Below are 24,663 nucleotides of genomic sequence, written 5' to 3' on the forward strand. Positions count from 1 at the left end.
ACACCACTTCAACTTCCTGTCAACGACGATGAAAAATAAAATCAAACCAAAACATCGCGTAACCGACTGACAGGCAAGGCCTTTTCGGGCCCTGCACCGCCGGCAACGCGGGGCGTCGCCGGCAGCGGATGCGTACTATAAGGGCTGTGGAGGTGGTTGGCAACAGCCGCCGGCAAAAAAGTTGTGGCGGCGCCTGTTTCAGGTTTGCCAGCACGTCTGCCGCTACGTCAACGTGACGCTGGCGTAGCGCTTCTTGCCGGCCTGAATCACGTAGGTTTTCCCTGTGGCCAGCATGGCGTCCCTGGCCACCGCCTCGCCATCGACCTTGACGCTGCCGTTTTTCAGCATGTCCTTGGCCTGGGCGCTGTTTTTGGTCAGCTCGGCGCGGTTGAGGATGGCTGCAATAGGCGCTTCCGGACTGCCTTCAAAATCGACTTCCACTTCCGGCAGGTCATCCGGCAGTTCGCCGTCGGCCAGCTGGTTACCCGCCGACCTGTGCGCGGTGGCCGCCGCCTCTTCCCCGTGATAGCGGGTAATCAGTTCACGCGCCAGCTCCATCTTGATGTCGCGCGGGTTGGCGCCTTCATCTACCTGCTGCTTCAGCGCATCGATGGCTTCGTTCGACTTGAGCGACAGCAGATCGAAATAGCGCCACATCAAACTGTCGGGCATCGACACCAGCTTGTTGAACATCGTGCCCGGCGCCTCGTCCACGCCGACATAGTTGTCCAGCGACTTGGACATCTTCTGCACGCCGTCGAGGCCTTCCAGCAGCGGCATGGTCATGACCACCTGGGATTCCTGACCGTAGTGCTTCTGAATCTCGCGGCCCATCAGCAGGTTGAATTTCTGGTCGGTGCCGCCCAGCTCGACGTCGGCCTCCAGCGCCACGGAATCGTAGCCCTGCACCAGCGGATAGAGAAACTCGTGGATGGAGATCGCGCGGTTGGCGTTATAGCGCTTTTCAAAATCATCGCGCTCGAGCATCCGCGCCACGGTGCTCTGTGCCGCCAGCTCGATCATGTTTGCCGCGCCAAGCTCGCTGAACCACTCGGCGTTAAAGCGCACTTCGGTTTTCTGCGGGTCCAGCAGCTTGAACACCTGCGCCTTGTAGGTTTCCGCGTTGGCCGTGACTTCCGCTTCGGTCAGCGGCTTGCGGGTCACGCTTTTCCCCGAGGGGTCGCCAATGCGCCCCGTGAAGTCGCCAATCAGGAAGACAACCGTATGCCCCAGGTCCTGAAACTGGCGCATCTTGGTCAGCAGTACGCTATGCCCCAGGTGCAGATCCGGTGCGGTAGGATCAAAGCCTGCCTTGATGCGCAGTTGGCGACCGGAAGCGAGTTTGTCCCTGAGTTCATCCTCCACCAGGATTTCATCGGTACCGCGCGCCAGCAGCGCCAAAGCCTGATCCACCTCACTCATTTGTCTCTCTCCACTGACTTTCCAGGTCGCCGGATAGCAGGCGACGTTGATAAACGGCGTACGATGTTACCATGCTCACTCTTTACGAGTTGAGCTTTCGCCCGGGAGAATTTCGATAGCGCCATGCAAAGCCACACGGAGATCTACGCCGGCTTGATGTCCGGCACCAGCCTGGATGGCGTTGACGCCGCGCTCGTCGCCATAGCGCCCGATTCAGCGCCGCAGCTGCTGGCAACCCATGCCGAACCCATGCCCCGGTCGTTGCACCAACAGCTGCTGACGCTATGCCACGCCGATACCGTCAGCTTTGCCCAGCTGGCGGCAGCGGAACAGGCGTTCTGCCATCTGCAAGCGCGCGCCGTTAGAACACTGCTGGAAAACCGCGGCCTGGCCGCCGACGGGGTGATGGCCGTGGGCAGCCACGGGCAAACCATCGAGCACGCCCCCGGCGGTCATCACGGCGGACCGGCCTACACGCTGCAGCTGGACAACCCGAGCCTGTTGGCCGAACTGACCGGCTGCCGGGTCGTGGCCGATTTCCGCCGACGCGACCTGGCGGCCGGCGGCCAGGCCGCTCCACTGGCGCCCGCGTTTCACCAGGCGCTGTTCCACGACGCAAAGGAAGACCGCGTCATCCTCAACCTGGGCGGCTTTGCCAACATCACCTGGCTGGCTCGGGATGGCCATGCAACACAGGGGTTTGATACCGGCCCGGCCAACGTCCTGCTGGATGCCTGGTGCCAGCACCATGACCGGGGCAGCCACGACGAAAACGGGCGTTGGGCCGCATCGGGCAATGTCGACCCGGTACTACTCGCACACCTGCTGGACGAGCCGTTCTTTCACCAGCCGCCGCCCCGCAGCACCGGGCGCGAGCTGTTTCACCTGGCCTGGCTGAAGCAGCATCTGAGCGGCGCGGAGCATCCCGCCGATGTGCAGGCGACGCTTGCCCAGCTGACCGCCAACAGCGTAGCCAGCGGTATTCGCCAGCTGTGCGGCGAGCGCGCCACAACGCTGATTATCGGCGGCGGCGGCGCGCACAATGCCGACCTTTGCCGGCGGCTCGGCGACGCACTACCCCAATCGACCCTGCGCACGGCGGATGCCTGGGGCTGGCCCGCCGACTGGATCGAAGCCGGTGCCTTTGCCTGGCTGGCGTATCGGCGCCTCAACCATCTGCCCGGCAACCTGCCGGAGGTAACCGGCGCGGCCGGGGAGCGCGTGCTGGGCGGCGTCTACGCCCCGTGACCGTCATGCCCCGAGCCGGGCACTCAACGACCTCGGGCCACGCCCGACCCTAAAAATCATCGCCATCGCGCAGGGCCAGCCCTTCCGGCACCTGACTGTCCAGCGACGGCTGCGACGCTCCTTCGTCAATGCCGTATTTGAGCATCATGCGTAAATCATTGGCCGAGTCGGCATGCGCCAGGGCGCTGTCCTCGCTGATTTTGCCGGCCCGACACAAGGCATAAAGAGCCTGATCAAACGTCTGCATGCCGTCCTGGCGGGCATTGGCCATGGCCACTTTCAGCTCACCCACTTTGCCCTTGCTGATCAGGTCGGCAATGCGCGGCGAGCGGCGCATGATCTCAATCGCCGGGCAGCGGCCCCCGCCGGTTTCAGGCAGCAGCTGCTGGGCGATTACCGCGCTGAGGTTCAGGGACAGGTCCATCCATACCTGTTCGTGGCGCTCATGGGGAAAGAAATGGATGATCCGATCCAGCGCCTGGTTGGCGTTGTTGGCGTGCAGCGTGGCCAGACAGAGGTGGCCGGTTTCGGCGAACGTCAGCGCGTGCTCCATGGTTTCCCGGGTACGAATTTCACCGATCAGGATCACATCCGGAGCCTGGCGCAGCGTGTTCTGCAACGCCACTTCAAACGACTCGGTATCGATGCCGACCTCGCGCTGATTAACGATACCGCGCCGGTGCGGGTGCACGTATTCAATCGGGTCCTCGACGCTGACAATATGACCGCCCAGGGTGGTGTTGCGCTCCTGAATCATCGACGCCAGCGTTGTCGACTTGCCGGTGCCGGTACCGCCGACCACCAGCACCAGCCCGCGCTTCTGCCGAGCCAGCTCCGACAGCGCCGGCGGCACGCCAAGGCTCTCAAGCGGCGGAATTTCCAGGGCGATGCGCCGAATGACCATGGCCATCTGGTTGCGCTGCTGAAAGGCGCTAACGCGAAACCGCCCCAGATCGTCGAGGCTCAGGGCAAAGTTGGCTTCCTTGACGCGGTCAAAGCGCTCACGAAGTCCATCGGGCAGCGCGTGGCTGACCAGATCGCTGACCTGGCGCTCATCCAGCGACTCATGGCCCAGCGGCGTCAGCCCGCCGGGCATTTTCAGGCTGGGCGGTGCTCCCACCGATATCAGCAGGTCGGAAGCCTGCTGCTCGACCATGATGCCGAGCAGCTGGTGCAGCCACTGAACCGGCGTCATCGTGGTTGGCGTGTCGGCCATGTCAGCTCCCCCTGCGCCAAGAGCCGTTTATTCGAATACGGCTTATCCGAGTACGTTTTATCCAAGGTCATGTTATCCAGGTACGATTTGTACATATTGTGCGTGCGCTTTACCGCCTGGCAGCCGTAGCGCTGCGGTGCAGCGCGGTGTTATCGAGGCGAACGTGCGTTACCGGGATAAATCGCTCCGGGCCTGAAGACCGGCCTGCTCGTGGTCGACCAGGCCTTTGTGCACCAGCTGCTCAAGAGCGGCGTCCAGCGTCTGCATACCCAGCTCGCCCCCGGTTTGAATCGCCGAATACAGCTGGGCCACCTTGTCTTCCCGGATCAGATTGCGCACAGCGGGCGTGGCAATCATCATTTCGTGCGCGGCGATCCGGCCGCCGCCCTGGCGCTTGAGCAACGTCTGGGAAATAACAGCCCCCAGCGACTCCGACAGCATCGAGCGCACCATGGACTTCTCGGCGGCCGGAAAGACATCAATGATGCGGTCGATGGTTTTGGCCGCCGACGTCGTGTGCAGCGTGCCCAGTACCAGGTGGCCGGTTTCGGCGGCGGTCAACGCCAGGCGGATGGTTTCCAGGTCGCGCAGCTCGCCCACCAGAATCACGTCGGGGTCTTCGCGCAGGGCGCTGCGCAAGGCGTCGGCGAAGCTCCAGGTATCACGGTGCACTTCACGCTGGTTGATCAGGCAACGCTTGCTGGTATGGACGAACTCCACCGGGTCTTCGATGGTCAGGATATGCTCGTAACGCTGGTTGTTGATGTAGTCCAGCATGGCGGCGAGCGTGGTGGTTTTACCCGAGCCGGTGGGGCCGGTCACCAATACCAGCCCCCGGGGCAGCGACGAGAGGCGTTCAAACACCTCCCCCAGCCCCAGGTCTTCCAGCGACAGCACCTCATTGGGGATCGTCCGGAACACCGCGCCGGCGCCGCGCGCCTGATGGAAGGCATTGACACGAAAGCGCGCAATGCCGGGCACCTCGAAGGAAAAGTCCACTTCCAGGTGCTCTTCGTAGTCACGCCGCTGGCGGTCGCCCATAATGTCGTAAATCAGCTTGCGCACGTCGGCGCCATCCATGGCCGGGACGTTCAGCCGGCGAATATCGCCATCCACGCGTATCATGGGCGGCAGGCCGGCCGACAGGTGCAGGTCGGATGCATTCTGTTTTGCCGAGAATGCCAGCAGTTCGGTAATATCCATGTCTCTTTTCCTGCGGCGGTAAAGGTATTGAACATGACAGACATTGCGCTACCCGAGGCGCTGGCCAGCGCGCACAAGCGCCTTGAGCGTGCGCTCGACGAGGCCGGCCGGCCCCATGATGCCGCGATGCTGCTGGCCGTCAGCAAGACCCGGCCGGCAGAGCGGCTGCGCCAGGCTTACGCAGCGGGGCAGCGCGCCTTCGGCGAAAGCTACCTGCAGGAAGCGCGCGACAAGCAGGCAGCGCTGGCCGATCTTGACGACATTGTCTGGCATTTTATCGGCCCGTTACAGTCGAACAAGACGCGCGCCGTCGCCGAGCATTTTGACTGGGTGCACAGCGTCGACCGCCTTAAGGTAGCGCGCCGGCTCGACGAGCAGCGCCCTGCCGGGCTGGCACCGCTCAATGTCTGCTTGCAGGTCAACGTCAGCGGCGAAGACGCCAAGAGCGGTGTTTCGCCGGATGCGCTGGTTGAGCTGGCTCGCTCCGTTGACCAGCTGGCCAATGTGCGGCTCCGCGGCGTCATGGCCATTCCGGCGCCCGCCGACACCCGGGCAGCGCAGCAGCGACCGTTTGCCGAGCTTCGCAGCTGCCTGGAGAGACTGCAAAAAGCGCTGCCCGATGCACCACTGGATACGCTGTCGATGGGCATGAGCGGCGATCTGGAAGCCGCGGTTCAGGAAGGCGCCACCCAGGTCAGACTCGGCACCGCCATTTTCGGGCAGCGCCCACCCGGCTGAGCCGGGCTCGACGCGACCCGGCCATGATGACGCAACCCGGGGGTGCCTTCCAGCCGGAACACGCCCAGCGGACGTTTTGACAGAGATGTCTCACAAGGCGTTTCCAGGAGCGCTCCCACCGTTCACAAGGTTTCCTACAGGATTTGATTCCATGACAGACAAGGTGACGTTTATCGGCGCCGGCAACATGGCCGGCGCAATCATTGGCGGGCTGGTCGGGAACGGCACCGCCCCCGACAGCATTACCGCTACCGCAACAAGCGCCGAGACGCTGAGCGCTCTGGGCGAACGCCTGGGCATTCGCACCACCACCGATAACCACGCGGCCGCGGCCGACGCGGATGTGCTGGTTCTGGCGGTCAAGCCGCAGCTCATGCGTGAGGTTTGCCAGGGGTTGGCCGACAGCGTGCAGGCAAACCGCCCGCTGGTAATCTCGATTGCCGCCGGGCTGGACGCGACCACCATTGACCACTGGCTTGGCGGCAACAACGCGCTGGTACGCTGCATGCCCAATACGCCCTCGCTGGTGGGTCAGGGCGCCAGCGGGCTCTACGCCAACGAGCGGGTCAGCGCCGAGCAGCGCGACACCGCTACCCGCCTGATGGAGGCCGTGGGCCTGGTCGAGTGGGTTGACGACGAAGCTCTGCTGGAAGCGGTAACCGCGGTATCGGGCAGCGCTCCGGCGTACTTTTTTCTGATGTTTGAAGCCATGGAAGACGCCGGTACCGGCCTTGGCCTGCCGGCCGAAACGGCCCGCCGGCTGGCCATCCAGACGGCACTGGGCGCGGCCACCATGGCCGGTCAAAGCGAGCACGACCCGGCCACACTCAAGCAAAACGTGATGTCGCCGGGTGGCACGACCGAACGCGCCATTGCCCGCCTGGAAGACGCCGAGCTGCGCCAGGCGCTGGCAGACGCCATGAACACCTGCGCCGAGCGCGCCCGGGAAATGGCCGACGAGCTTGTCAGGCACTGACACAGCGCGCCGGCAGATTGAAACGCAACACGGCGCGGCGACGGCGCCGGCTGTTATGGTATAACGTCACACCGCCACGGAGATTTACCCATGGGCACACAACTCGGCAATGCCGGGCTCTCGCTGATCAATATGCTGATCGGCATTTACCTGTTTATTCTTATGCTGCGCTTTTTGCTGCAGGCTTCCGGCGCCGATTACTACAACCCGCTGAGTCAGTCGGTGGTCAAGGTCACTCAGCCGGTCGTGCAGCCGTTTCAAAGCTTTCTCGGCCCGGTAGCCGGGCGCTTCGACATGGCCACCCTGGCGGCCGGTTTTGTGCTCAAGGTGCTGAGTATTCTGGCGATTTTCATGATCATCGGCGTGGGCATGCCGCCCCTCGGGGGAATGCTGATCGGCGCGGTCGCCGCGCTGGCCAACGCCATTTTGAAGATTTACTTCTTTGCCCTGATCGTGATGATCATCCTGAGCTGGGTCGCCCCCAACGCCGACCATCCCGGTGCCATGCTGATCATGCAGCTGGTCGAACCGATCATGGCGCCGGTCCGCCGGGTGATTCCGCCGCTGGGCATGATCGACCTCTCCCCGATCGTGGTCTTCATCGCCATCAACCTGCTGGATGCGCTGGTGGTCGGCGCCATGATTCGCGCCGCCGGCATTTCCGGTAGGCTGGTGGGACTCTAACGGCTGCCACGGCTGCTTCCATGACTTTTTCCATGACTTCTCTTATTGCATAACACGACGACACTCCATGCCTGATTCACATTCGGCCGACGCGGAAAGCCAGCTGCCCCCCGATTCGGTGGGGCTGGTAACGCCCCGGGTCGCCCATTTTGATGCGCCGCTCGAGCTTGCCTGCGGCAAAACGCTGCCGGCCTACGACCTGGTGTATGAAACCTACGGTACGCTCAACGCCGCAGGCAGCAATGCGGTACTGGTGTGCCATGCGCTGTCCGGCCACCACCACGCCGCCGGCTACCATCATGCGGATGACCGCAAGCCCGGCTGGTGGAATGCCTACATCGGCCCGGGCAAGCCCGTGGATACCCGGCATTTTTTTGTGGTCTCGGTGAACAACCTGGGCGGCTGTCACGGCAGCACCGGCCCGCTGAGCCACAACCCGGCAACCGGCCGGCAGTGGGGGCCGGACTTCCCCGTCGTGACAGTCAGCGACTGGGTTCACAGCCAGGCGCGTCTGGCCGATCGTCTGGGCATCGAGCGCTTTGCCGCGGTGATCGGCGGCAGCCTGGGCGGCATGCAGGTGCTGCAGTGGAGCATGGAATACCCCCGGCGCATCGGGCGTGGCGCGGTCATTGCCGCCACGCCCCGGCTGTCGGCGCAGAATATCGCCTTTAACGAGGTGGCCCGCCAGGCCATACGCTCGGACCCGGACTTCCATGATGGCTGGTACGCCGAGCACGACGCCGTACCCCGGCGCGGACTCAAGCTGGCGCGCATGGTAGGCCACATTACCTATCTGTCCGAAGACGCCATGGGCTCCAAATTTGGCCGTGACCTGCGCAGCGATGACCTGCACTTCGGCTTTGGCGTGGAGTTTCAGGTGGAATCGTATCTGCGTTATCAGGGCGATACGTTTTCCAGCAGCTTTGATGCCAACACCTATCTGCTCATGACCAAGGCGCTGGATTACTTCGACCCTGCAGCAGAGTACGACGGCAAGCTGGCACTGGCCCAGGCGCTGGCACCGGCGCAATGCCCGTTTCTGGTACTGAGCTTTTCCTCCGACTGGCGCTTTCCCCCGTCGCGCTCGCGGGAGCTGGTTGACGCTCTGATACACGCCGACAAGCCGGTCAGCTACGCCAACATCGACTCGCCCTTCGGTCACGATGCCTTTCTCCTGCCCGACGCGCGCTACCAGGCTATCTTCGGTGCCTTCATGCAGCGCGCCCTGCCGGAAGCCACCGCCATACCCGAGGAGCCCACATCGTGATGCGCGCCGATCTGAATATTATCCACGACTGGGTACCGCCAAACGCTCATGTGCTCGATCTGGCTTGCGGCGACGGCGTACTGCTCGACACCCTGGCGCGGCACAAGAGCGTCACCGGCTACGGTCTGGAAATCGACCCGGACGGTATTACCGGCTGCGTGGCGCGGGGCGTCAGCGTGATTGAGCATGACCTGGACGACGGCCTGGCGAGCTTTCGTGACCACAGCTACGACCAGGTGATCATGACCCAGGCGTTGCAGGCGTTGCGCCGGCCGGACCGCATGCTGCATGAAATGCTGCGCGTTGCCGACGAAGGCATTATCACTTTCCCCAACTTTGCCTACTGGCGTCACCGCATCTATCTGGGGGTGCGCGGCTATATGCCGGTATCGCGCTCGCTGCCTCACGCCTGGTACGATACGCCCAACATCCACCTGTCGACATTCAACGACTTTGAACGCCTGTGTCGTGACCAGGGGCTGGTTATCGTTGACCGTGCGGTCGGCGTCGGCAACCATCGAGGCCACTGGACATCCCGGCTTTGGCCCAACCTGTTTGGCGAAATCGCGATTTTCCGCGTACGCCGGCGGTCATGACGCCAGGGTCCAACAACGCATCAGCCAAACGGGGAGGCAATCATGCAACAACGCTGGCTGCTCCGCATGACCGCATGCCTGGCACTCTGTCTCGTTGCGCTGGGCGCTTACGGCGAACAACAGCGCGCCGGCAACCATGAAATCCACTATAGCGCCGTCAGCACCCGCTTTTTGACGCCGGAAGTGGCCCATCAATACGGCCTTCAGCGCAGCGCCGGGCTGGGGCTGGTCAACGTCAGCGTGCTTGAACATCGGGAAGACGGCAGTACGCGCGCGGTCAATGCCGCCGTGGAAGGCAGCGTCGGCCTGCTGGATGAAGACCCCGATGCGCTGAATTTTCGCACCGTGCGCGACGACGGTTCCGTCTATCAGCTGGCCACGTTTCGGTTGCAACACGACGCCCCCATGCACTTTACGCTCAAGGTCCGCACCGATCGCGGCGTCGAGCCGGAAAGCGTCAGTTTCATCCAGCGCTTTTTTCCGCAACGCTGAAGCCCGCCGCCCGTCAACCGCGCACGGCCAGACGCCGCCCCAGCGTTACCGTGGCGGGCATCCTGTCGGCCCATGTAAAACACACCCCGTGGGCCAGCACTTCGACGCCGCAAGTCCTGGCCTCGGCCAGCGCCTCGGCATAGGCCGGGTCGATATGCGCCGCGGCAGCCACGCTGTCGATGCCTTCGTGCGCGACGCAGAATACCAGTACCGCGCGATAGCCCTCGCGGGCCAAACGGCTCAGGGTTTGCAGGTGGCGGGTGCCGCGCTTGCTCACCGCATCGGGAAAATAGCCCAGGCCGTCGGCCTCCTTCAGCGTTACCTGCTTGACCTCAACGTAGGCCGTGCCCCGTTCCGGGTCGTCAAGCCGGAAATCCAGCCGCGCATCGTCGACGCGCGCTTCACGCTTCAGCTGCGCATAGCCGCTCAGGGGGTCTATCAGCCCGGCTTTCAGCGCCTCTTCGACCAGACGATTGGCGCGCCCGGTATTCACCGAGGCCAGAGCAACGCCGCCTCCGCTTTCCGGCAGCTCGATCAACTCCCAGGTCCAGGCCAGCTTGCGCGCGGGGTTCTCGCTGTGTATCAGCCATACCCGGCAACCCGGCTGATTGACCGCTGTCATCGCCCCGGTGTTGGGGCAGTGCGCGACCACCTCGCGGCCGTCGTCCAGCCGCACGTCGGCCAGAAAGCGCTTGTAGCGGCGTATCAGCGTACCGCCCACCAGCGGCGGGTAGCGCCATGCGCCCTCGCGGTCATTATCCGGCATCGTCAAAAAAACCCTTTATTATCAGAACTATTGTAGCAAGACCCGGGCCATGAAGAGCCGGCCTCGACGCGTAGAGACTTGCATTCCACCATGTTTTAAGCTAAACAAGCATGCCTTTGGCGCGACATCATCAGGAGCTGATTGCCTGAATGGTCGTTCAGCAGTCATTTATGTAAGGGGCACTCCCACCATGCCAGTAGCGGAACAGAAACCGGAAGCGTCCAGGACCTTCACCCCGTACGAACCGGCACAGGGTGAAGAATATATGAACGAGCGGCAGCTGGCACATTTCCGTCAGCTGCTGCTGGACTGGAAACAGGAGCTCATGGAAGAGGTGGACCGCACCGTCCGCCACCTGCAGGAAGATGCAGACAACTATGCCGATCCGGCCGATCGAGCCACCCAGGAAGAAGGCTTTAACCTGGAGCTGCGCACCCGGGATCGTGAGCGCAAGCTGCTGAAAAAGATCAATGAAACGATCGAAAAGATCGATGAAGACGACTACGGCTTCTGCGAAGCCTGCGGTATCGATATCGGTATTCGCCGTCTGGAGGCACGCCCGACCGCGACGCTGTGCGTGGACTGCAAGACCCTGGACGAGCTCAAGGAAAAGCAGCTTGGCAGCTAACCGCCCTCCCGAGCATTCTCGCCGGGCAGCCGGAAACCAGCCACAACGGGCACCTGCGGGTGCCCGTTGGCGTTTTATACCGCGGCATGACGCTCGCGTACCGTTGCGTACCGGTGCTGTTACCCTACGCCCATGAGCAATGACCTGACGCGCCGGTACCGGGGCCGCTTTGCCCCGACACCGTCCGGCCCGCTGCACTTCGGCTCGCTGGTGGCCGCGCTGGGCAGCTATCTGGATGCCCGCGCCGCCGGCGGCGAATGGCGAGTACGCATCGAGGATATCGACCCGCCACGCTGCCCCGAGGGCGCTGCCGACACCATCCTGCGCCAGCTTGAGGCCTTCGGCCTGGCCTGGGACGGCAACGTACGCTGGCAGCACCGCCGCCACGAGGCCTATCAGGCCGCCCTGGAGCGGCTGGCCGCTCAGGGCCTGGCGTATCCGTGCAGCTGCTCGCGCAAGCAATGGCGCGAGCATGCCGTCTACCCCGGCTGGTGCCGCGACGGGGTTTGTCGCCCGGACGCCCCCGTGGCCTGGCGGCTGAGAAGCGACCTGGGCGAGCAGCCGGCGACGTTTGACGATCGCCGCCTGGGGCGCATCCGTCTGGACCCCGAAGCGCTGGGCGACGTGGTGCTCAAGCGCAAGGATGACCTCTTTGCCTACCAGCTCGCGGTCGTCGTGGACGACGCCGACCAGGGCATCACCGACGTGGTACGCGGGGAAGACCTGCTCGACAACACCCCCTGGCAGCGCCAGCTACAGCGCGCGCTGGGGTATCCGCTACCGCGCTATCTGCATCTGCCGCTGCTGGTCGCAGCCAACGGCCAGAAACTCTCCAAGCAAAATTTCGCCCCGGCGCTGGCTACCGACGCGGACGCTATCCGTCGTCAGCTGTTTTGTGCCCTGCAAGCGCTGGATCAATCGCCGCCGCTCGAGCTGGCGTCCTACCCGGTGAGCGAACAGCTGGCCCGGGCGACGTCACAGTGGTCGCCCTCCCGGCTGACCCGCGCCTCCACCCGCGCCGTTCCGCAGGAGTTATAGCCGTGTACGTCTATCGCATCATGCTGTTTCTGGTCTTCGGGGGCTACCTGCTCTCGCCGATGTTGATGAGCGGCTGGGGCAACCCGGATATCGCCTGGTATCGACCGTTCATGATCTGGGGCGGGCTGATCGCCCTGACCGTGTGGCTGGAACAGAAAAGGAAGCTGGATGAGCGTTGAACCGGCGACAATCATGGGGCTGGGGCTGGGCTATCTGGCCCTGCTGTTCGGCTGCGGCCTGGCCGTGGAACGCGGCTGGATAACCACTCGCTTCACGCGCCACCCGGCGGTGTATACGCTGTCGCTGGGCGTCTACGCCAGCGCCTGGGCGGTCTACGGCAGCATCGAGTTTGCCGCCGATGCCGGCTTTGGCTATCTGGCCTATTATCTCGGTGCCGCCGGCGCCTTTTTGCTCGCTCCGGTGCTGCTGGTGCCCGTGCAGCGTATTACCCGCACCTATCAGTTGGCCTCGCTGGCCGACCTCTTTGCCTTCCGCTTCCGCACCCGCTGGGCCGGCACCCTGGTGACGCTGGTGAGCATACTCGCGGTCCTCCCCTTGCTGGGCATCCAGGTCAAAACCCTGAGCGAAGCCATCAACGTCATGACCGGCACCCGCATCGGCAGCTCGGTGGCGCTGCTGTTCTGCCTGGTGATTGCGGCCTTTGCAGTGCTGTTCGGCGCCCGCTCCAGCCAGCTGCGCACGCGCCACAATACCCTGCTGGCGGCCATTGCCTTCGAGTCGCTGGTCAAGCTCGGGGCCATGCTGGCGCTGGGCGCGATAGCGCTGTGGGGTGTTTTCGGCGGCATCCAGCCGCTACAGCAGTGGCTGGAAGGCAACGGCCAGGCGCTGGTTGCACAAACGCCCACTCTGGAACCGGCGCATTGGCGCACCCTGCTGCTGCTGTTTTTCGCCGCCGCTTTCCTGATGCCGCACATGTTTCACGTCACCTTCGCCGAAAGCCTGTCGCGGCGTACGCTGCTGCAGGCCAGCTGGACACTGCCGCTATACCTGCTGCTGATGGCCCTGCCGGTGCCGCTTATCTGGTGGGCCGCACAAAGTACCCTCCAGGGGCCCATCAACATCGAGGGCTATGCGGCTTTTCTCATCAGCGAGCACGCCGGCGTCGGGGCTCTGGTGTTTATTGGCGGGCTGGCGGCGGCCAGCGGCACCATGATCATGATTGCGCTGGCGCTTTCGGGCATGGTGCTCAACCACATCGTGCTGGTGGCACGCCCGCCCGAAGCGCGCGCGGACCTGTATGGCTGGCTGCGCTGGCTGCGCCGCGGGCTGGTCATCGCGGTGGTGTTCGGCGGCTGGCTGTTTCACGTCAGCGTTGACCAGCACGGGCTCATGGCGCTGGGTATCGCCGCCTTTGCAGGCATGGTGCAGTGCCTGCCGGGCATCCTCGCGCTGCTCTACTGGCCTGGCGCCAACCGCAAGGGGCTGGTGGTCGGGCTGCTGGCCGGCGTCGCGGTATGGCTTTGGGGGCTTTGGCTGCCGCTGTTTATCCCGCTGCCCGAGTTTGGCCTGCTGCTACCGGACGAACCGCCCTGGTATCAGATCACATTACTGTCGCTGGCCGTCAATATTCTCGGGCTGATTGGCGTTTCGCTGTTTACCCGCACATCGGACGGCGAACGTTCGGCCGCCGAGGCCTGCTCGGTCGATGCCGTCATCCGCTCCAAGCGGCTGCCGCTGGAAGCGGCCGGGGTCAACGACTTTAGCGTTCAGCTGGCCGAGGCGCTGGGCGATGAAGCCGCCGATCGCGAAGTCGCCCGCGCGCTTGAGGTGCTGAATCTCGATCGCCGGGAACAGCGCCCCTACGCCCTGCGCCGGTTGCGCGACCGTATTCAGGCCAACCTGTCCGGGCTGATGGGCCCGTCGGTGGCCCGCGACATCGTTGACCGCTACCTGCCATACCGCCATAACGACGCGCCGGCCACCGACGACATCCACTTTGTCGAAAGCCGCCTGGAAGCCTACCGCTCACGACTGACCGGCCTCGCCCGGGAGCTTGACGGCCTGCGTCGCCACCACCGCCAGACGCTGGCCAACCTGCCGGTGGGGCTTTGCATATTCGGCAACGACGACGAGATCGTGATGTGGAACCGCGCGCTGGCAGACCTGTCGGGCATCGGCGGCGACAGCGTTATCGGTGCCCACCGCGACAGCCTGCCCGAACCCTGGCCAACGCTGATGCAAAACGCCCTGGCGAGCTCCAGCGTCACGCTGTATCAGCAGCCCGCGCGGCTGCACGAGCGCGACACCTTTCTGACCCTGCACAAGGCCAGCCTGGACGACGACGACAGCCACGGCGGCAGCGTGGTGCTGATCGAGGATCACACCGAAATGAAGTGGCTGGAAGACGAGCTGGTACACGCCGCCCGATTGGCGTCCATCGGTCAGCTGGCCGCCGGCGTGGCCCACGAGATCGGCAATCCGGTCACCGGCATTTCGTCGCTGGCCCAGAATCTGCGCTACGACACCGACGACCCGGTGGTGCTGGAAACCGCCGAACATATCCAGACCCAGACCGAACGCATTACCCGCATCGTCAACTCGCTGGTGGAATTTGCCCACGACGGCCGTCGCAGCGTGACCCTGCCGAGCGCCGCGGTGGGGCTGGGCCGCATCAGCGAGGAGGCCCTGCATTTGTTACACTTGGCGCGTACCGACGAGGCCGTCACGCTGTATAACGAATGCCCGGCGGATGTCGTGGTGCGCGGCGATGCCCAGCGACTCATCCAGGTCATGCTCAACCTGCTGGGCAACGCCCGGGATGCCTGCGCGCCGGACGGCACGGTCACCATCAGCGCCGGAACCCGGGGCAGCTACGCCTGGTGGCGCGTGAACGACGACGGCGCGGGCATCGACCCGGACATCCGCGACCGCCTGTTCGAGCCGTTTGCCACCACCAAGAGCGCCGGTGAAGGCACCGGGCTCGGGCTGTCGCTGGCCTACCAGATTGTCAGCGAGCACCAGGGCAGCATCGACGTCGCGTCGCCGGTTCCCGGCCATTCCTGCGGCACCGCCATCACGCTATGGCTCCCGCTCTACCCGGAGGACGATTCGTCGCCCCATGCACAAGATCCTGATTGTTGAAGATGAAGCGATTATCCGCAGCGCCCTGAAGCGTCTGCTGGAGCGCCATGACTACGACGTCAGCGAAGCCGACAGCGCCGAAGACGCCGAGCGGCTCGACCCTCAGGGGTATGATCTGGTGATTGCCGACCTGCGCCTTCCCGGCGCCGAAGGCACGACGCTGATCGAACGTGCCGCCCCGGTGCCGGTGCTGATCATGACCAGCTACGCCAGCATGCGCTCGGCCATCGACTCGCTCAAACAGGGCGCGGTGGACTACATTGCCAAACCCTTTGACCACGCCGAGCTGGTGGAAACCGTATCGCGCATCCTGCACCAGCAGGCCATGCGCCAGGGCGAGCCGCCGGACGTCACCGACGAGGGCGGCAGTCGCCAGCCGATGATCGGTGACTGCGCGGCCATGCAGCAGGTGTATACCCGCATCCGCAAAACCGCCCCGGCCGATGTCACCGTGATGATCCAGGGCGAATCGGGCACCGGCAAGGAGCTGGTGGCCCGGGCGCTGCATCAGCAAAGCAAGCGCGCGGCCGCGCCGCTGGTCTCGGTCAACTGCGCGGCGATTCCCGAAACGCTGATCGAATCCGAGCTGTTCGGCCACGAAAAGGGCGCCTTTACCGGCGCCAGCGCCTCGCGTACCGGGCTGGTCGAAGCCGCCGACGGCGGCACGCTGTTCCTCGATGAAATCGGCGAGCTGCCGCTGGACGCCCAGGCGCGGCTGCTGCGCGTCCTCCAGGAAGGCGAAATTCGCAAGGTGGGCTCGGTGCAGACCCGCCATGTGGACGTGCGCCTGGTGGCAGCATCGCACCGCGATCTGCGCGCGCTATCCAAAACCGGCGAGTTCCGGCTTGACCTCTATTACCGGCTCAACGTCATGCAGATTGACTTGCCGCCGCTGCGCGAGCGCGAGGACGACGTCCTGGCGATTGCCGACATCCTGCTCGACAAGGCGCTCAAGCGCCACAGCCGCGAAGGACTGCGCCTCTCCCGGGCCGCGCGCCAGGATCTGCGCGACTACCCCTGGCCGGGCAACGTGCGCGAGCTGGAAAATGCCCTGGAACGCAGCGTGATTCTCGCCGAAGGCTACCTGATTCACCCGGATGACCTGGGGCTTGCCCCGGCCACCACGCGCCCGCAGCCCGAAGCCGACCCGACACCCGACAGCGGCCTTGCCGAAACGCCCCCCGGCGATGAAACGGCCGAAGGTGTCTCGCTGGAGGATTACTTCCAGCACTTTGTTCTGGAGCACCAGGACCAGATGAGCGAAACCGAGCTGGCGCAAAAGCTGGGTATCAGCCGCAAAAACCTCTGGGAGCGTCGCCAGCGGCTGGGCATCCCGCGCAAGAAAAATGCTCGCCGCGCCAGCCAGTAAAGCTCTCCGACCATCATCACGCCCGAATAGCGGCCACCGAAACCGCTGCCCACCCTGGACCCCGGGCGTTACCCGACACTGTTACCGTCCCACACAACAACCCCACGCTCTGTGCCCCGGTGCGGTAACACGAGGCGGTAACACTGCGCCTTTCATTGTCTTTCCACATTCGGCCTTCTTTTCCAAGACACTGAAAAAAAAGGCTTTCCATAAAACTGGCACGCCAGATGCAACGTATAGGGCAAGAAAAACAAACACACCTGACATAACCGGGCCGGGTGGTCCTCGCTTGCGGAGAACGCAGGCATTCAACAACAACAAATCAGAGGCCACCTTCGCTTCTGCCGGCCAACAAGAACAACAAACCGGCAGAACACCAAAAACAACCGGAAGGGCGTCAACAAAAACAACAAATGCCACTTTCGCCGCTACCCGTCAGCGCTGCCAACAACAACAATCGGCGCCGGCGGGCAGTCAGCCCGGAAGAGAACGCGATGTACGCCAACAATGCACGCCACCACGGCTGGAGGGCAGCACAACAAGAACAACAACCGCTACCGGCGTACCCCCGGCAACAAAAACAATAGCCGGGGAGACAAATTCGCGGATGGATTATTGTTTTGAATACGAGGCGGTCGGATATTTCCGTCAACCCGGCGTCTGCCGACTGCGGTGCGTATTCAGGGCGATTGCCAACACGAAGAAAAAAATCAGCAAGGACGCTGACCTATCGACCTGCACTGATCGACTTCAAGGGGAGCCCTCACCGGCTCCCCTTTTCTATGGGCGCTTTCCTCTATTGGCGCTTTCCACAGTTCTGTGTCACAGGCCCCTTTTTCACAGCCCTCCCGTTTTTCACAGGCCTCCCGTTTTTCACAGGCCCCTTTTGCACAACCCACCCCTTTTCGACAGCCCTTTCATGGACCTTTTGCGTTGCCGCGCGGCCCTGGCCGGCGCTTGGTTGGCGGTGACGCCAGGCGGTGGGAAACACGCGCTGGTACACGGCATGATCACCGCTTGACAGTCTGCGCTTTGCAAGTCCCGGGGGGTCGGCTACACTTGAGCATTTCCTACCCTGTGTACTTGTATCCTGCGAGTTGAATTCGCCGCATGTTCAAAGGAATTACCCGTCTTTTAAACTTCGGAGAGCATTTGAAATCCCTCCACCCCGACAACGGCCAGGCCGTCACGACAACCCCCCGCATCATTCCGCGTACCGAGCATCCCATCTCGCGCCAGCACATCAGCGACGCCGCGCTCAAGGTACTTTACCGCCTGGACAGCGCAGGCTTTGATGCCTATCTCGTGGGCGGCTGCATCCGCGATGCGCTGCTGGGCAAGATGCCCAAGGACTTCGACGTGGCGACCAGTGCCACGCCCGAAGAGGTGCGCGACCTCTTCCGCAACTCGCGCATGATCGGCCGGCGCTTCCGCATTGTTCACGTCCGTTTTGGCCGCGAAACCATTGAAGTCACGACCTTTCGCGGCAAACCCCAGGAAGAGCACGCCGACCACATTGCCCGCCAGTCCGATGCCGGGCTACTGCTGCGCGACAATGTCTGGGGCAACATCGAGGAAGACGCCAGACGCCGCGACTTCACCATCAACGCGCTGTACTACAGCATTGCCGACTGCAGCCTGCACGACTTTGCCAACGGCGTGCAGGACATGGAAACGCGCACACTGCGCCTGATCGGCGACCCGGAAACCCGCTATCGGGAAGATCCGGTGCGCATGCTCCGCGCGGTGCGCTTTGCCGCCAAGCTGGACTTTACGCTGGACCCGATCACCGAAGCCCCGATTTATGACCTGGCACCGCTGCTGCTGCAAATCCCCCCGGCGCGGCTGTTTGACGAGGTGCTGAAGCTGTTCATGGCCGGCCACGGGCTGATGACATTCCGCATGCTCAGCCATTACGACCTTTTCGGCATGCTCTTTCCCGAAGCCGAGGAGGCCATGGCCGACGCCGCCTGGGTCGAGGATCTGATAGAAGCCGCGCTGGCCAATACCGACCGCCGCATTGCCGAGGGACGCCCGGTCACGCCGGCCTTTCTGCTTGCCGCCTTCCTTTGGGCGCCCGCAGCGGCGCGCCAGGCAGAGCTGAAGCAGAATGGCATGCCCGACGTTCCCGCCATGCAGACCGCCACTCAGCAGGTCATCTCGCGCCAGCTACACCACGTCTCGATTCCCAAGCGCTTCGGTATGCCCGTGCGCGATATCTGGGAGCTGCAGGCGCGACTGGGCAAGCGCCAGGGCAAACGCGCTTTCCAGACCCGCGAACATCCGCGCTTCCGCGCTGCCTATGATCTGCTGCTGCTGCGTGAACAGGCGGGCGAAATCCCCGCGGGGCTGGGCGACTGGTGGACCGCCTTTCAGCAGGGAGACGAACACGAAAAGCGCCGCCTGCTGAGCAAGGTGGGCAGCGACCCGGCCAGCCAGGGCAAACGCCGCAAGCGGCCACGCAAGCGCAAACCGCGCCCTCGCGTGGAAGAGTAGCCAACGCATGTCATCAACATCCGACCGCCAAACATCGCTGGCCTACATCGGCCTGGGCAGCAACCTTGAGCAGCCGCAGCAGCAGGTAGCCACCGCTCTTGAGGAGCTGGATACGCTCACCCTGTGCCGCGTAACCGCCGCTTCCCGGCTATACGCCAGCCGCCCGGTCGGCCCTCAGGACCAGCCCGACTTCGTCAACGCCGTTGCCGCCGTCGAGACCGGCCTTTCACCGCTGGCACTGCTGGACCAGCTGCAAGCGCTGGAACAGCGCCACCGCCGCCGCCGGGAACGCCACTGGGGCCCGCGCACCCTGGATCTGGACGTGCTGCTGTTCGACCGCACGCCGATTGTGCACGAACGTCTGCGCGTGCCGCACCCGTCCATGCACGAGCGCGCTTTCGTATTGCGCCCGCTATGCGAGATTGCCCCACGGCTGCCGCTGTACGAGCAGCCGCTATCGCAGTGGCTGGCCCGGCTCGACGACGATGTTACCCCGCTGAACTGAAGCCGCGTCGCGTTTTGCGTTCTGCTGCACGGCATTTGCTACCGTTCGACACACCTCTCGACACCGGCAGCCGGTTCAGGTAACAATTCGGGATCATATTCGGCATCGGGCCCGCCTCGATGGCGACCGTTATTCGGCGTATGCCGCCTGCTGAAAACAACGATTTCGAAAGCAACGACCCTGCAACCAACGAGAGCCTGCCATGAAAACCGTCACCCTGAACACGCTGCGCGAGTTCAAGCGCAGCGGCGAAACGTTCAGCTGCCTGACCGCCTACGATGCCTCTTTCGCCCGCGCGGCCAGCGAGGCCGGTATCGACGTACTGCTGGTGGGCGACTCGCTGGGTATGGTGCTGCAAGGACACGGCAGCACTCTGCCGGTGACGCTCGACGACGTCTGCTACCACACCCGGGCAGCCGCCGCCGGGAAAGGCACCAGCCTGCTGATGGCCGACCTGCCGTTCATGAGCAACGCTACCGTTGAGCGCACGCTGGAAGACAGCGCCGCGCTGATGCGCGCCGGCGCCGAGATCATCAAGGTCGAAGGCGAGGCGTGGATGGCCGACGGCGTGCGCGAGCTGACCCGCCGGGGCGTGCCGGTATGCGCTCACCTGGGGCTGACGCCGCAGACCGTACACCAGCTGGGCGGCTACAGGGTGCAGGGCCGCGATGCCGCCCACGCCGAGCGAATTATCGCCGATGCCCGCACCCTGGTCGACGCCGGTGCCTCGATCATTTTGCTCGAGTGCGTACCGGCCAGCCTGGGGCGTGCCGTGACCGAGGCGCTGGATGTTCCGGTTATCGGCATTGGCGCCGGCCCCGGCACCGACGGCCAGATACTGGTCATGCATGACATCCTGGGCGTCAGCGCCGGGCGGGCGCCGCGCTTTGTGAAAAACTATATGCAGGACGCCGACAACGTGCAGGACGCCTTCGCACGCTATCATGCCGAGGTCAAGCAAGGCGCGTTCCCCACAGACGACCACTGTTTCTGATATGCATACCCTGCAAACCATCGAAGCGCTTGACGACTGTCTGGCCGGCCCCCGCCGGCGCGGCCAGCGTATTGCGCTGGTGCCGACCATGGGCAACCTGCACGCCGGCCACCTGGCGCTTGTACATCACGCGCGCCGCGAAGCCGATCTGGTTGTCACCAGCCTGTTCGTCAATCCACTGCAGTTCAGCCCCGGGGAAGATCTGGATGCCTATCCACGCACCTTCGCCGACGACCGGGCCGCGCTGGAAGCTGCCGGCTGTGACGTCCTCTTCGCGCCGTCTACTCGTACGCTCTATCCCAATGGGCTCGACGGCCTCACCCGGGTGCAGGTACCCGGCGTCAGCGAAGGGCTCTGTGGCGGCTCGCGCCCCGGGCATTTCGACGGCGTGGCCACGGTTGTCAGCATGCTGCTACACCTGGTCGCACCGCACCTGGCGTGCTTCGGCGAGAAGGACTACCAGCAGCTGGCGGTCATCCGCAAAATGGTCGCCGATCTGCATATTCCCGTGGAAATTGCCGGCGTTCCCATCGTGCGCGCCGACGACGGGCTCGCGCTGTCGTCACGCAACGGCTATTTGAGCCCGAACGAGCGGACCACAGCGCCCAAGCTGTATCGCATACTCGGCGCCATGCGCGACCGGCTCGCCCGGGGCGAGGTGCCCGCCAACGTCCTCGATGACGGCCATCGGGCTCTACGCGAGGCGGGCTTCACCCCGGATTATCTCGCGCTGCGCGATACCCACCTGGCCCCGGTCGAGGCCGATACCCGGGACGCCGTGCTGCTGGCGGCCGCCTACCTGGGGCCGGCCCGCCTGATTGACAACCTGACGCTGCAACTTCCAGCCTGATCGGTCGGGGATACTTGCTCATGGCCGCCGACACGGCTACGTTGACGCCGTCTTTAACCACAACAGGGTAGCCGCCGGTTTTGTCACAGCGCTTTTGGCTACCTTGATTCACGCTATTCTCATTCACGACATTTCCCCGCCGCAGAGGATTTTCCATGCATACCGTCATGCTCAAGGCCAAACTGCACATGGCTCGCGTTACCCATGCCGTGCTCCACTATGAAGGCTCCTGCGCCATTGACGGCGAGTTGCTGGACATGGCCGGGATTCGTGAGAACGAGCAGGTACAGATCTACAACGTCGCCAGCGGCTCGCGCATTACCACTTACGCCATTCGCGGCGAGGAAGGCTCGAAGATCATTTCCATCAACGGCGCCGCGGCTCATCACGGCAGCCCCGGCGATATCGTGATCATCTGCAGCTACGGCCACTACGCCGAAAGCGAGCTGGACGATCACCAGCCGTCACTGGTGTATCTCCAGGAAGGCAACGAAGTCAGCCACACCAGTAACGCCATCCCCGTGCAGCTGGCCTGACCCGCCGCCCGAGGGCGGCAGCTGCCCGAGACTACTATCGCAATCGAGGAGGTTGGTATGCAGGATGTCGTAATCGTCGCCGCCAAACGCAGCGCCATCGGCACGTTCGGCGGTTCGCTGGCGGATATGCCGGCCAGCGAGATTGGCGCCCAGGTCATCCGGGATGTGCTGGAGACCACCGGCGTTGCCCCCGAAGAGGTCGATGAAGTCCTGCTCGGCCAGGTGCTCACCGCCGGCACCGGGCAGAATCCCGCACGCCAGGCCGCCATCGGTGGCGGGCTGCCGCACGGGGTGCCGGCCATGACGCTCAACAAGGTCTGCGGCTCGGGGCTCAAGGCGCTGCACCTGGCGACTCAGGCCATTCGCTGCGGCGACGCCGATATGGTGCTGGCCGGCGGTCAGGAAACCATGTCCGCCGCACCGCACCTGCTGCCCCACTCGCGCAAGGGCCAACGCATGGGCGACTGGAAAGCCGTCGACTCGATGATTCGCGACGGCCTGTGGGACGCGTTCAACGACTACCACATGGGCATCACCGCGGAGAATCTGGCCGAGGATTACGCAATCAGCCGTGAAGCCATGGACGCTTTTGCCGCCGATTCGCAGCAAAAAGCGCACAGCGCGGTGGAAAGCGGTCGCTTTGCCGGCCAGATCACCCCGATAGACGTACCCGGCCGCAAGGGCGAGACCACGCAGTTCGATACTGACGAAGGCCCCCGCCAACTGACTGCCGAGAAACTCGGCGGCCTGCGCCCGGCATTCAAAAAGGATGGCCGCGTGACCGCCGGCAACGCCTCGGGCATTAACGACGGTGCCGCCATTGTCATGCTGTGCTCGGCGGCCCGGGCCGAGGCGCTGGGACTCGAGCCGCTGGCACGCATTAGCGGCTACGCCAACGCCGGAGTGGACCCAGCGATCATGGGCATCGGCCCGGCACCGGCCACCCGCCGCTGCCTGGCCAAGGCCGGATGGCAGATGGACGATCTCGACCTGATCGAGGCCAACGAAGCCTTTGCCGCCCAGGCGCTGGCGGTCAACCAGGAACTGGGCTGGGACCCCTCACGCATCAACGTCAACGGCGGCGCCATTGCGCTGGGGCATCCCATCGGCGCCTCGGGTTGCCGCATTCTGGTGACGCTGGTTCACGAAATGCTCGCCCGGGACGCGCACAAGGGCCTGGCCACGCTGTGCATCGGCGGCGGTCAGGGCGTGGCCCTGGCCATCGAACGCTAGCCCCTGGGCCCGCCCTGAGTCACCAGCCGCGCCGGCGTGGCGATAATCAACACCGCGCCGGCCATGAATAGCGCTGATGCCGCCCAGAGGGTGCCGGTCAGGCCAATGCCGTCGACCAGACGGCCGCCAAACAGCGCCCCGGTACCGATGGAAAAGTTGAACACGAAGGCCATCAGCGCATTGGCCGCCTCGGTGTTGGGGGCAGTGCGCAACAACCACGTCTGAATGCTCACCGCGACGCTGCCAAAGATGGCGCCCCACAGCATCAGCAGCGCGATGCCGGTGGCCGGCACCACCCCGAGCAGCGGAAAACTGCCCACCACAGCCAGCAACGTGCAGGGAATCAACAGCACCGCGGTGTAGGGATGCCGCCCGGCAAACAGGCCTGCGGCGACGTTGCCCACAATGCCCGCCGCCCCGTAAAGCAACAGCAGGCTGCCGACCTGGCCGATGGCGATACCGCTGATGTCCTGAAGCACCGGGCTGATAAAAGTGTAGGCGGCAAAATGGCCGACCACCACCAGCCCGGTGGTCATCACTGCGACCCGCACTCCCCGGGTCGCCAGCTGCTCGCCCAGGGTGGCCAGGCGCACCGGCTCCCGGGGCGGAAGGCTCGGCAGCCAGCACCAGAGCGCAGCGGCGGTCGCCAGGCTGAACCCGCCCAGAGCGGCAAAGGCGATCCGCCAGTGGGTCCACTCGCCCAGCAGCGTTCCCAGCGGCACGCCCAGCACCGAGGCCCCGGCAATGCCGCCAAAGATGACCGTCATGGCCCGGGATACCTGCGCCGGCGCCACCAGCCGCGGCGCCAGACCGCCGGCAATGGCCCAGAAACCGCCGATACTCATACCCACCAGCACCCGTGCACCCAGCAGCAGCCAGAAATTGCCGGCCACCGCCGACAGACCGCTGGCGACGACCATCAGCAGCATCATCAGCGTCAGCATGATCCGCCGATCGAGCCGACCCACGGCCACGGGCAAAAGCGGCGCGGAAAACGCCGCTACCACGCCGGGCACAGTGACCATCAGCCCGGCGATGCCCGGCGTGACGTCCAGCGCCCCGGCCACCTGGGAGAGCAGCCCGATGGGCAGCTGCTCGGCGGTGACCAGCAGAAAGATGCCCGCCATAACCGCAACCACGCCCCACCAGGGGGCGGCTGAATTCGGGTTGCCTGAAGTCGCGTTTACCGACTCCACGCTCCGCTCCTGAGGTTCTTCCATCACCGGCCTCTACTCCCGGGTGAATAATCGGCGATCCAAACGCCGACGCCCCCGCCGCTTCAAAGCGACGGGGGCGCCGACGGC

The 24,663-nt window shown here is 64.4% G+C and carries 23 protein-coding genes; 18 read left to right on the top strand and 5 right to left on the bottom strand.

Features of this window, described 5'->3' with window-relative positions; genetic code table 11:
• Positions 1–222: 222 nt before the first annotated feature.
• Positions 223–1,422: a tyrosine--tRNA ligase gene (tyrS, locus tag C793_RS0112500; RefSeq protein WP_017431288.1), complete on the bottom strand. Its 1,200-nt coding sequence runs from the start codon at positions 1,420–1,422 to the stop codon at positions 223–225.
• Positions 1,423–1,545: 123 nt separating this feature from the next.
• Here tyrS and C793_RS0112505 point away from each other — a divergent pair, with 123 nt between their 5' ends.
• Positions 1,546–2,670, top strand: a complete 1,125-nt coding sequence (locus C793_RS0112505; protein WP_017431289.1) for an anhydro-N-acetylmuramic acid kinase — start codon at positions 1,546–1,548, stop codon at positions 2,668–2,670.
• A 49-nt stretch (positions 2,671–2,719) separates the two neighbouring features.
• Here C793_RS0112505 and C793_RS0112510 read toward each other — a convergent pair whose 3' ends face one another.
• Positions 2,720–3,886, bottom strand: a complete 1,167-nt coding sequence (locus tag C793_RS0112510) for a PilT/PilU family type 4a pilus ATPase (protein ID WP_017431290.1) — start codon at positions 3,884–3,886, stop codon at positions 2,720–2,722.
• A gap of 168 nt (positions 3,887–4,054) precedes the next feature.
• Positions 4,055–5,089, bottom strand: coding sequence for a type IV pilus twitching motility protein PilT (locus C793_RS0112515; protein ID WP_017431291.1), 1,035 nt, complete (start codon positions 5,087–5,089; stop codon positions 4,055–4,057).
• 33 nt (positions 5,090–5,122) lie between these two features.
• Between C793_RS0112515 and C793_RS0112520 the strand changes: the two genes are divergently transcribed.
• The 6 genes from C793_RS0112520 to C793_RS0112545 all read left to right on the top strand — a co-directional run bounded on the left by C793_RS0112520 (position 5,123) and on the right by C793_RS0112545 (position 9,842).
• Positions 5,123–5,827 carry a YggS family pyridoxal phosphate-dependent enzyme gene (locus C793_RS0112520; RefSeq protein ID WP_017431292.1) on the top strand — a complete coding sequence of 235 codons (705 nt, stop codon included), beginning with the start codon at positions 5,123–5,125 and terminating at the stop codon, positions 5,825–5,827.
• A 151-nt stretch (positions 5,828–5,978) separates the two neighbouring features.
• Positions 5,979–6,803 (top strand): pyrroline-5-carboxylate reductase, encoded by an 825-nt coding sequence (gene proC, locus C793_RS0112525; protein ID WP_017431293.1) that lies wholly within the window; start codon positions 5,979–5,981, stop codon positions 6,801–6,803.
• Positions 6,804–6,893: 90 nt separating this feature from the next.
• On the top strand, positions 6,894–7,487 hold the full coding sequence (locus tag C793_RS0112530; RefSeq protein ID WP_017431294.1) for a YggT family protein: 594 nt from the start codon (positions 6,894–6,896) through the stop codon (positions 7,485–7,487).
• Between the two features lie 67 nt (positions 7,488–7,554).
• Positions 7,555–8,754 carry a homoserine O-succinyltransferase MetX gene (gene metX, locus C793_RS0112535; protein ID WP_017431295.1) on the top strand — a complete coding sequence of 400 codons (1,200 nt, stop codon included), beginning with the start codon at positions 7,555–7,557 and terminating at the stop codon, positions 8,752–8,754.
• A complete protein-coding gene (metW, locus tag C793_RS0112540) occupies positions 8,754–9,350 on the top strand; it encodes a methionine biosynthesis protein MetW (RefSeq protein WP_017431296.1) in 597 nt (198 codons plus the stop codon). The genes metX and metW overlap by 1 nt, the downstream gene beginning before the upstream one ends.
• A gap of 42 nt (positions 9,351–9,392) precedes the next feature.
• Positions 9,393–9,842: a DUF4426 domain-containing protein gene (locus tag C793_RS0112545; protein WP_017431297.1), complete on the top strand. Its 450-nt coding sequence runs from the start codon at positions 9,393–9,395 to the stop codon at positions 9,840–9,842.
• A gap of 13 nt (positions 9,843–9,855) precedes the next feature.
• Here C793_RS0112545 and sfsA read toward each other — a convergent pair whose 3' ends face one another.
• On the bottom strand, positions 9,856–10,608 hold the full coding sequence (gene sfsA / locus C793_RS0112550; protein WP_017431298.1) for a DNA/RNA nuclease SfsA: 753 nt from the start codon (positions 10,606–10,608) through the stop codon (positions 9,856–9,858).
• Positions 10,609–10,798: 190 nt separating this feature from the next.
• On the opposite strand from sfsA, the gene dksA reads away from it, so the two are divergent.
• The 11 genes from dksA (at position 10,799) to C793_RS0112605 (ending at position 23,359) form a co-directional block, all read left to right on the top strand.
• Positions 10,799–11,236 (top strand): RNA polymerase-binding protein DksA, encoded by a 438-nt coding sequence (gene dksA / locus C793_RS0112555; protein ID WP_026106279.1) that lies wholly within the window; start codon positions 10,799–10,801, stop codon positions 11,234–11,236.
• Between the two features lie 132 nt (positions 11,237–11,368).
• Complete coding sequence (gluQRS, locus tag C793_RS0112560; protein ID WP_017431300.1) at positions 11,369–12,274, top strand: tRNA glutamyl-Q(34) synthetase GluQRS; 906 nt, start codon at positions 11,369–11,371, stop codon at positions 12,272–12,274.
• 2 nt (positions 12,275–12,276) lie between these two features.
• Entirely contained in the window at positions 12,277–12,453 is a 177-nt protein-coding gene (locus C793_RS14575; protein ID WP_017431301.1) for a hypothetical protein, read from the top strand.
• The gene (locus C793_RS0112570) at positions 12,443–15,376 is read left to right on the top strand and encodes a sensor histidine kinase (RefSeq protein WP_017431302.1); all 2,934 of its coding nucleotides are present in this window, start codon (positions 12,443–12,445) and stop codon (positions 15,374–15,376) included. The genes C793_RS14575 and C793_RS0112570 overlap by 11 nt, the downstream gene beginning before the upstream one ends.
• Complete coding sequence (locus tag C793_RS0112575) at positions 15,354–16,745, top strand: sigma-54-dependent transcriptional regulator (protein ID WP_017431303.1); 1,392 nt, start codon at positions 15,354–15,356, stop codon at positions 16,743–16,745. Before C793_RS0112570 ends, C793_RS0112575 begins: the two co-directional genes overlap by 23 nt.
• Positions 16,746–17,855: 1,110 nt before the next feature.
• A complete protein-coding gene (pcnB, locus tag C793_RS0112580) occupies positions 17,856–19,241 on the top strand; it encodes a polynucleotide adenylyltransferase PcnB (protein WP_026106280.1) in 1,386 nt (461 codons plus the stop codon).
• Between the two features lie 7 nt (positions 19,242–19,248).
• Positions 19,249–19,746 (top strand): 2-amino-4-hydroxy-6-hydroxymethyldihydropteridine diphosphokinase, encoded by a 498-nt coding sequence (gene folK, locus C793_RS0112585; protein WP_017431305.1) that lies wholly within the window; start codon positions 19,249–19,251, stop codon positions 19,744–19,746.
• Between the two features lie 202 nt (positions 19,747–19,948).
• Positions 19,949–20,740: a 3-methyl-2-oxobutanoate hydroxymethyltransferase gene (gene panB / locus C793_RS0112590; protein ID WP_017431306.1), complete on the top strand. Its 792-nt coding sequence runs from the start codon at positions 19,949–19,951 to the stop codon at positions 20,738–20,740.
• A 1-nt stretch (position 20,741) separates the two neighbouring features.
• Entirely contained in the window at positions 20,742–21,590 is an 849-nt protein-coding gene (panC, locus tag C793_RS0112595) for a pantoate--beta-alanine ligase (protein ID WP_017431307.1), read from the top strand.
• 155 nt (positions 21,591–21,745) lie between these two features.
• Entirely contained in the window at positions 21,746–22,126 is a 381-nt protein-coding gene (gene panD / locus C793_RS0112600) for an aspartate 1-decarboxylase (RefSeq protein WP_017431308.1), read from the top strand.
• A 57-nt stretch (positions 22,127–22,183) separates the two neighbouring features.
• Entirely contained in the window at positions 22,184–23,359 is a 1,176-nt protein-coding gene (locus C793_RS0112605; RefSeq protein ID WP_017431309.1) for an acetyl-CoA C-acetyltransferase, read from the top strand.
• Here C793_RS0112605 and C793_RS0112610 read toward each other — a convergent pair.
• Complete coding sequence (locus C793_RS0112610) at positions 23,356–24,486, bottom strand: MFS transporter (RefSeq protein WP_051038371.1); 1,131 nt, start codon at positions 24,484–24,486, stop codon at positions 23,356–23,358. The two genes, C793_RS0112605 and C793_RS0112610, sit on opposite strands and share 4 nt — an antisense overlap.
• Positions 24,487–24,663 lie beyond the last annotated feature (177 nt).

This window comes from Vreelandella jeotgali Hwa (assembly GCF_000334215.1).
In the GTDB taxonomy this organism is placed as follows: Bacteria; Pseudomonadota; Gammaproteobacteria; order Pseudomonadales; family Halomonadaceae; genus Vreelandella; species Vreelandella jeotgali.

Excerpts from the sequence above, each read along its gene's own strand:
- tyrS (WP_017431288.1), bottom strand. The coding sequence starts at position 1,422 with ATGAGTGAGGTGGATCAGGCTTTGGCGCTGCTGGCGCGCGGTACCGAT.
- C793_RS0112505 (WP_017431289.1), top strand. The coding sequence starts at position 1,546 with ATGCAAAGCCACACGGAGATCTACGCCGGCTTGATGTCCGGCACCAGC.
- C793_RS0112510 (WP_017431290.1), bottom strand. The coding sequence starts at position 3,886 with ATGGCCGACACGCCAACCACGATGACGCCGGTTCAGTGGCTGCACCAG.
- C793_RS0112515 (WP_017431291.1), bottom strand. The coding sequence starts at position 5,089 with ATGGATATTACCGAACTGCTGGCATTCTCGGCAAAACAGAATGCATCC.
- C793_RS0112520 (WP_017431292.1), top strand. The coding sequence starts at position 5,123 with ATGACAGACATTGCGCTACCCGAGGCGCTGGCCAGCGCGCACAAGCGC.
- proC (WP_017431293.1), top strand. The coding sequence starts at position 5,979 with ATGACAGACAAGGTGACGTTTATCGGCGCCGGCAACATGGCCGGCGCA.
- C793_RS0112530 (WP_017431294.1), top strand. The coding sequence starts at position 6,894 with ATGGGCACACAACTCGGCAATGCCGGGCTCTCGCTGATCAATATGCTG.
- metX (WP_017431295.1), top strand. The coding sequence starts at position 7,555 with ATGCCTGATTCACATTCGGCCGACGCGGAAAGCCAGCTGCCCCCCGAT.
- metW (WP_017431296.1), top strand. The coding sequence starts at position 8,754 with ATGCGCGCCGATCTGAATATTATCCACGACTGGGTACCGCCAAACGCT.
- C793_RS0112545 (WP_017431297.1), top strand. The coding sequence starts at position 9,393 with ATGCAACAACGCTGGCTGCTCCGCATGACCGCATGCCTGGCACTCTGT.
- sfsA (WP_017431298.1), bottom strand. The coding sequence starts at position 10,608 with ATGCCGGATAATGACCGCGAGGGCGCATGGCGCTACCCGCCGCTGGTG.
- dksA (WP_026106279.1), top strand. The coding sequence starts at position 10,799 with ATGCCAGTAGCGGAACAGAAACCGGAAGCGTCCAGGACCTTCACCCCG.
- gluQRS (WP_017431300.1), top strand. The coding sequence starts at position 11,369 with ATGAGCAATGACCTGACGCGCCGGTACCGGGGCCGCTTTGCCCCGACA.
- C793_RS0112570 (WP_017431302.1), top strand. The coding sequence starts at position 12,443 with ATGAGCGTTGAACCGGCGACAATCATGGGGCTGGGGCTGGGCTATCTG.
- C793_RS0112575 (WP_017431303.1), top strand. The coding sequence starts at position 15,354 with ATGCACAAGATCCTGATTGTTGAAGATGAAGCGATTATCCGCAGCGCC.
- pcnB (WP_026106280.1), top strand. The coding sequence starts at position 17,856 with ATGTTCAAAGGAATTACCCGTCTTTTAAACTTCGGAGAGCATTTGAAA.
- folK (WP_017431305.1), top strand. The coding sequence starts at position 19,249 with ATGTCATCAACATCCGACCGCCAAACATCGCTGGCCTACATCGGCCTG.
- panB (WP_017431306.1), top strand. The coding sequence starts at position 19,949 with ATGAAAACCGTCACCCTGAACACGCTGCGCGAGTTCAAGCGCAGCGGC.
- panC (WP_017431307.1), top strand. The coding sequence starts at position 20,742 with ATGCATACCCTGCAAACCATCGAAGCGCTTGACGACTGTCTGGCCGGC.
- panD (WP_017431308.1), top strand. The coding sequence starts at position 21,746 with ATGCATACCGTCATGCTCAAGGCCAAACTGCACATGGCTCGCGTTACC.
- C793_RS0112605 (WP_017431309.1), top strand. The coding sequence starts at position 22,184 with ATGCAGGATGTCGTAATCGTCGCCGCCAAACGCAGCGCCATCGGCACG.
- C793_RS0112610 (WP_051038371.1), bottom strand. The coding sequence starts at position 24,486 with ATGGCGGGCATCTTTCTGCTGGTCACCGCCGAGCAGCTGCCCATCGGG.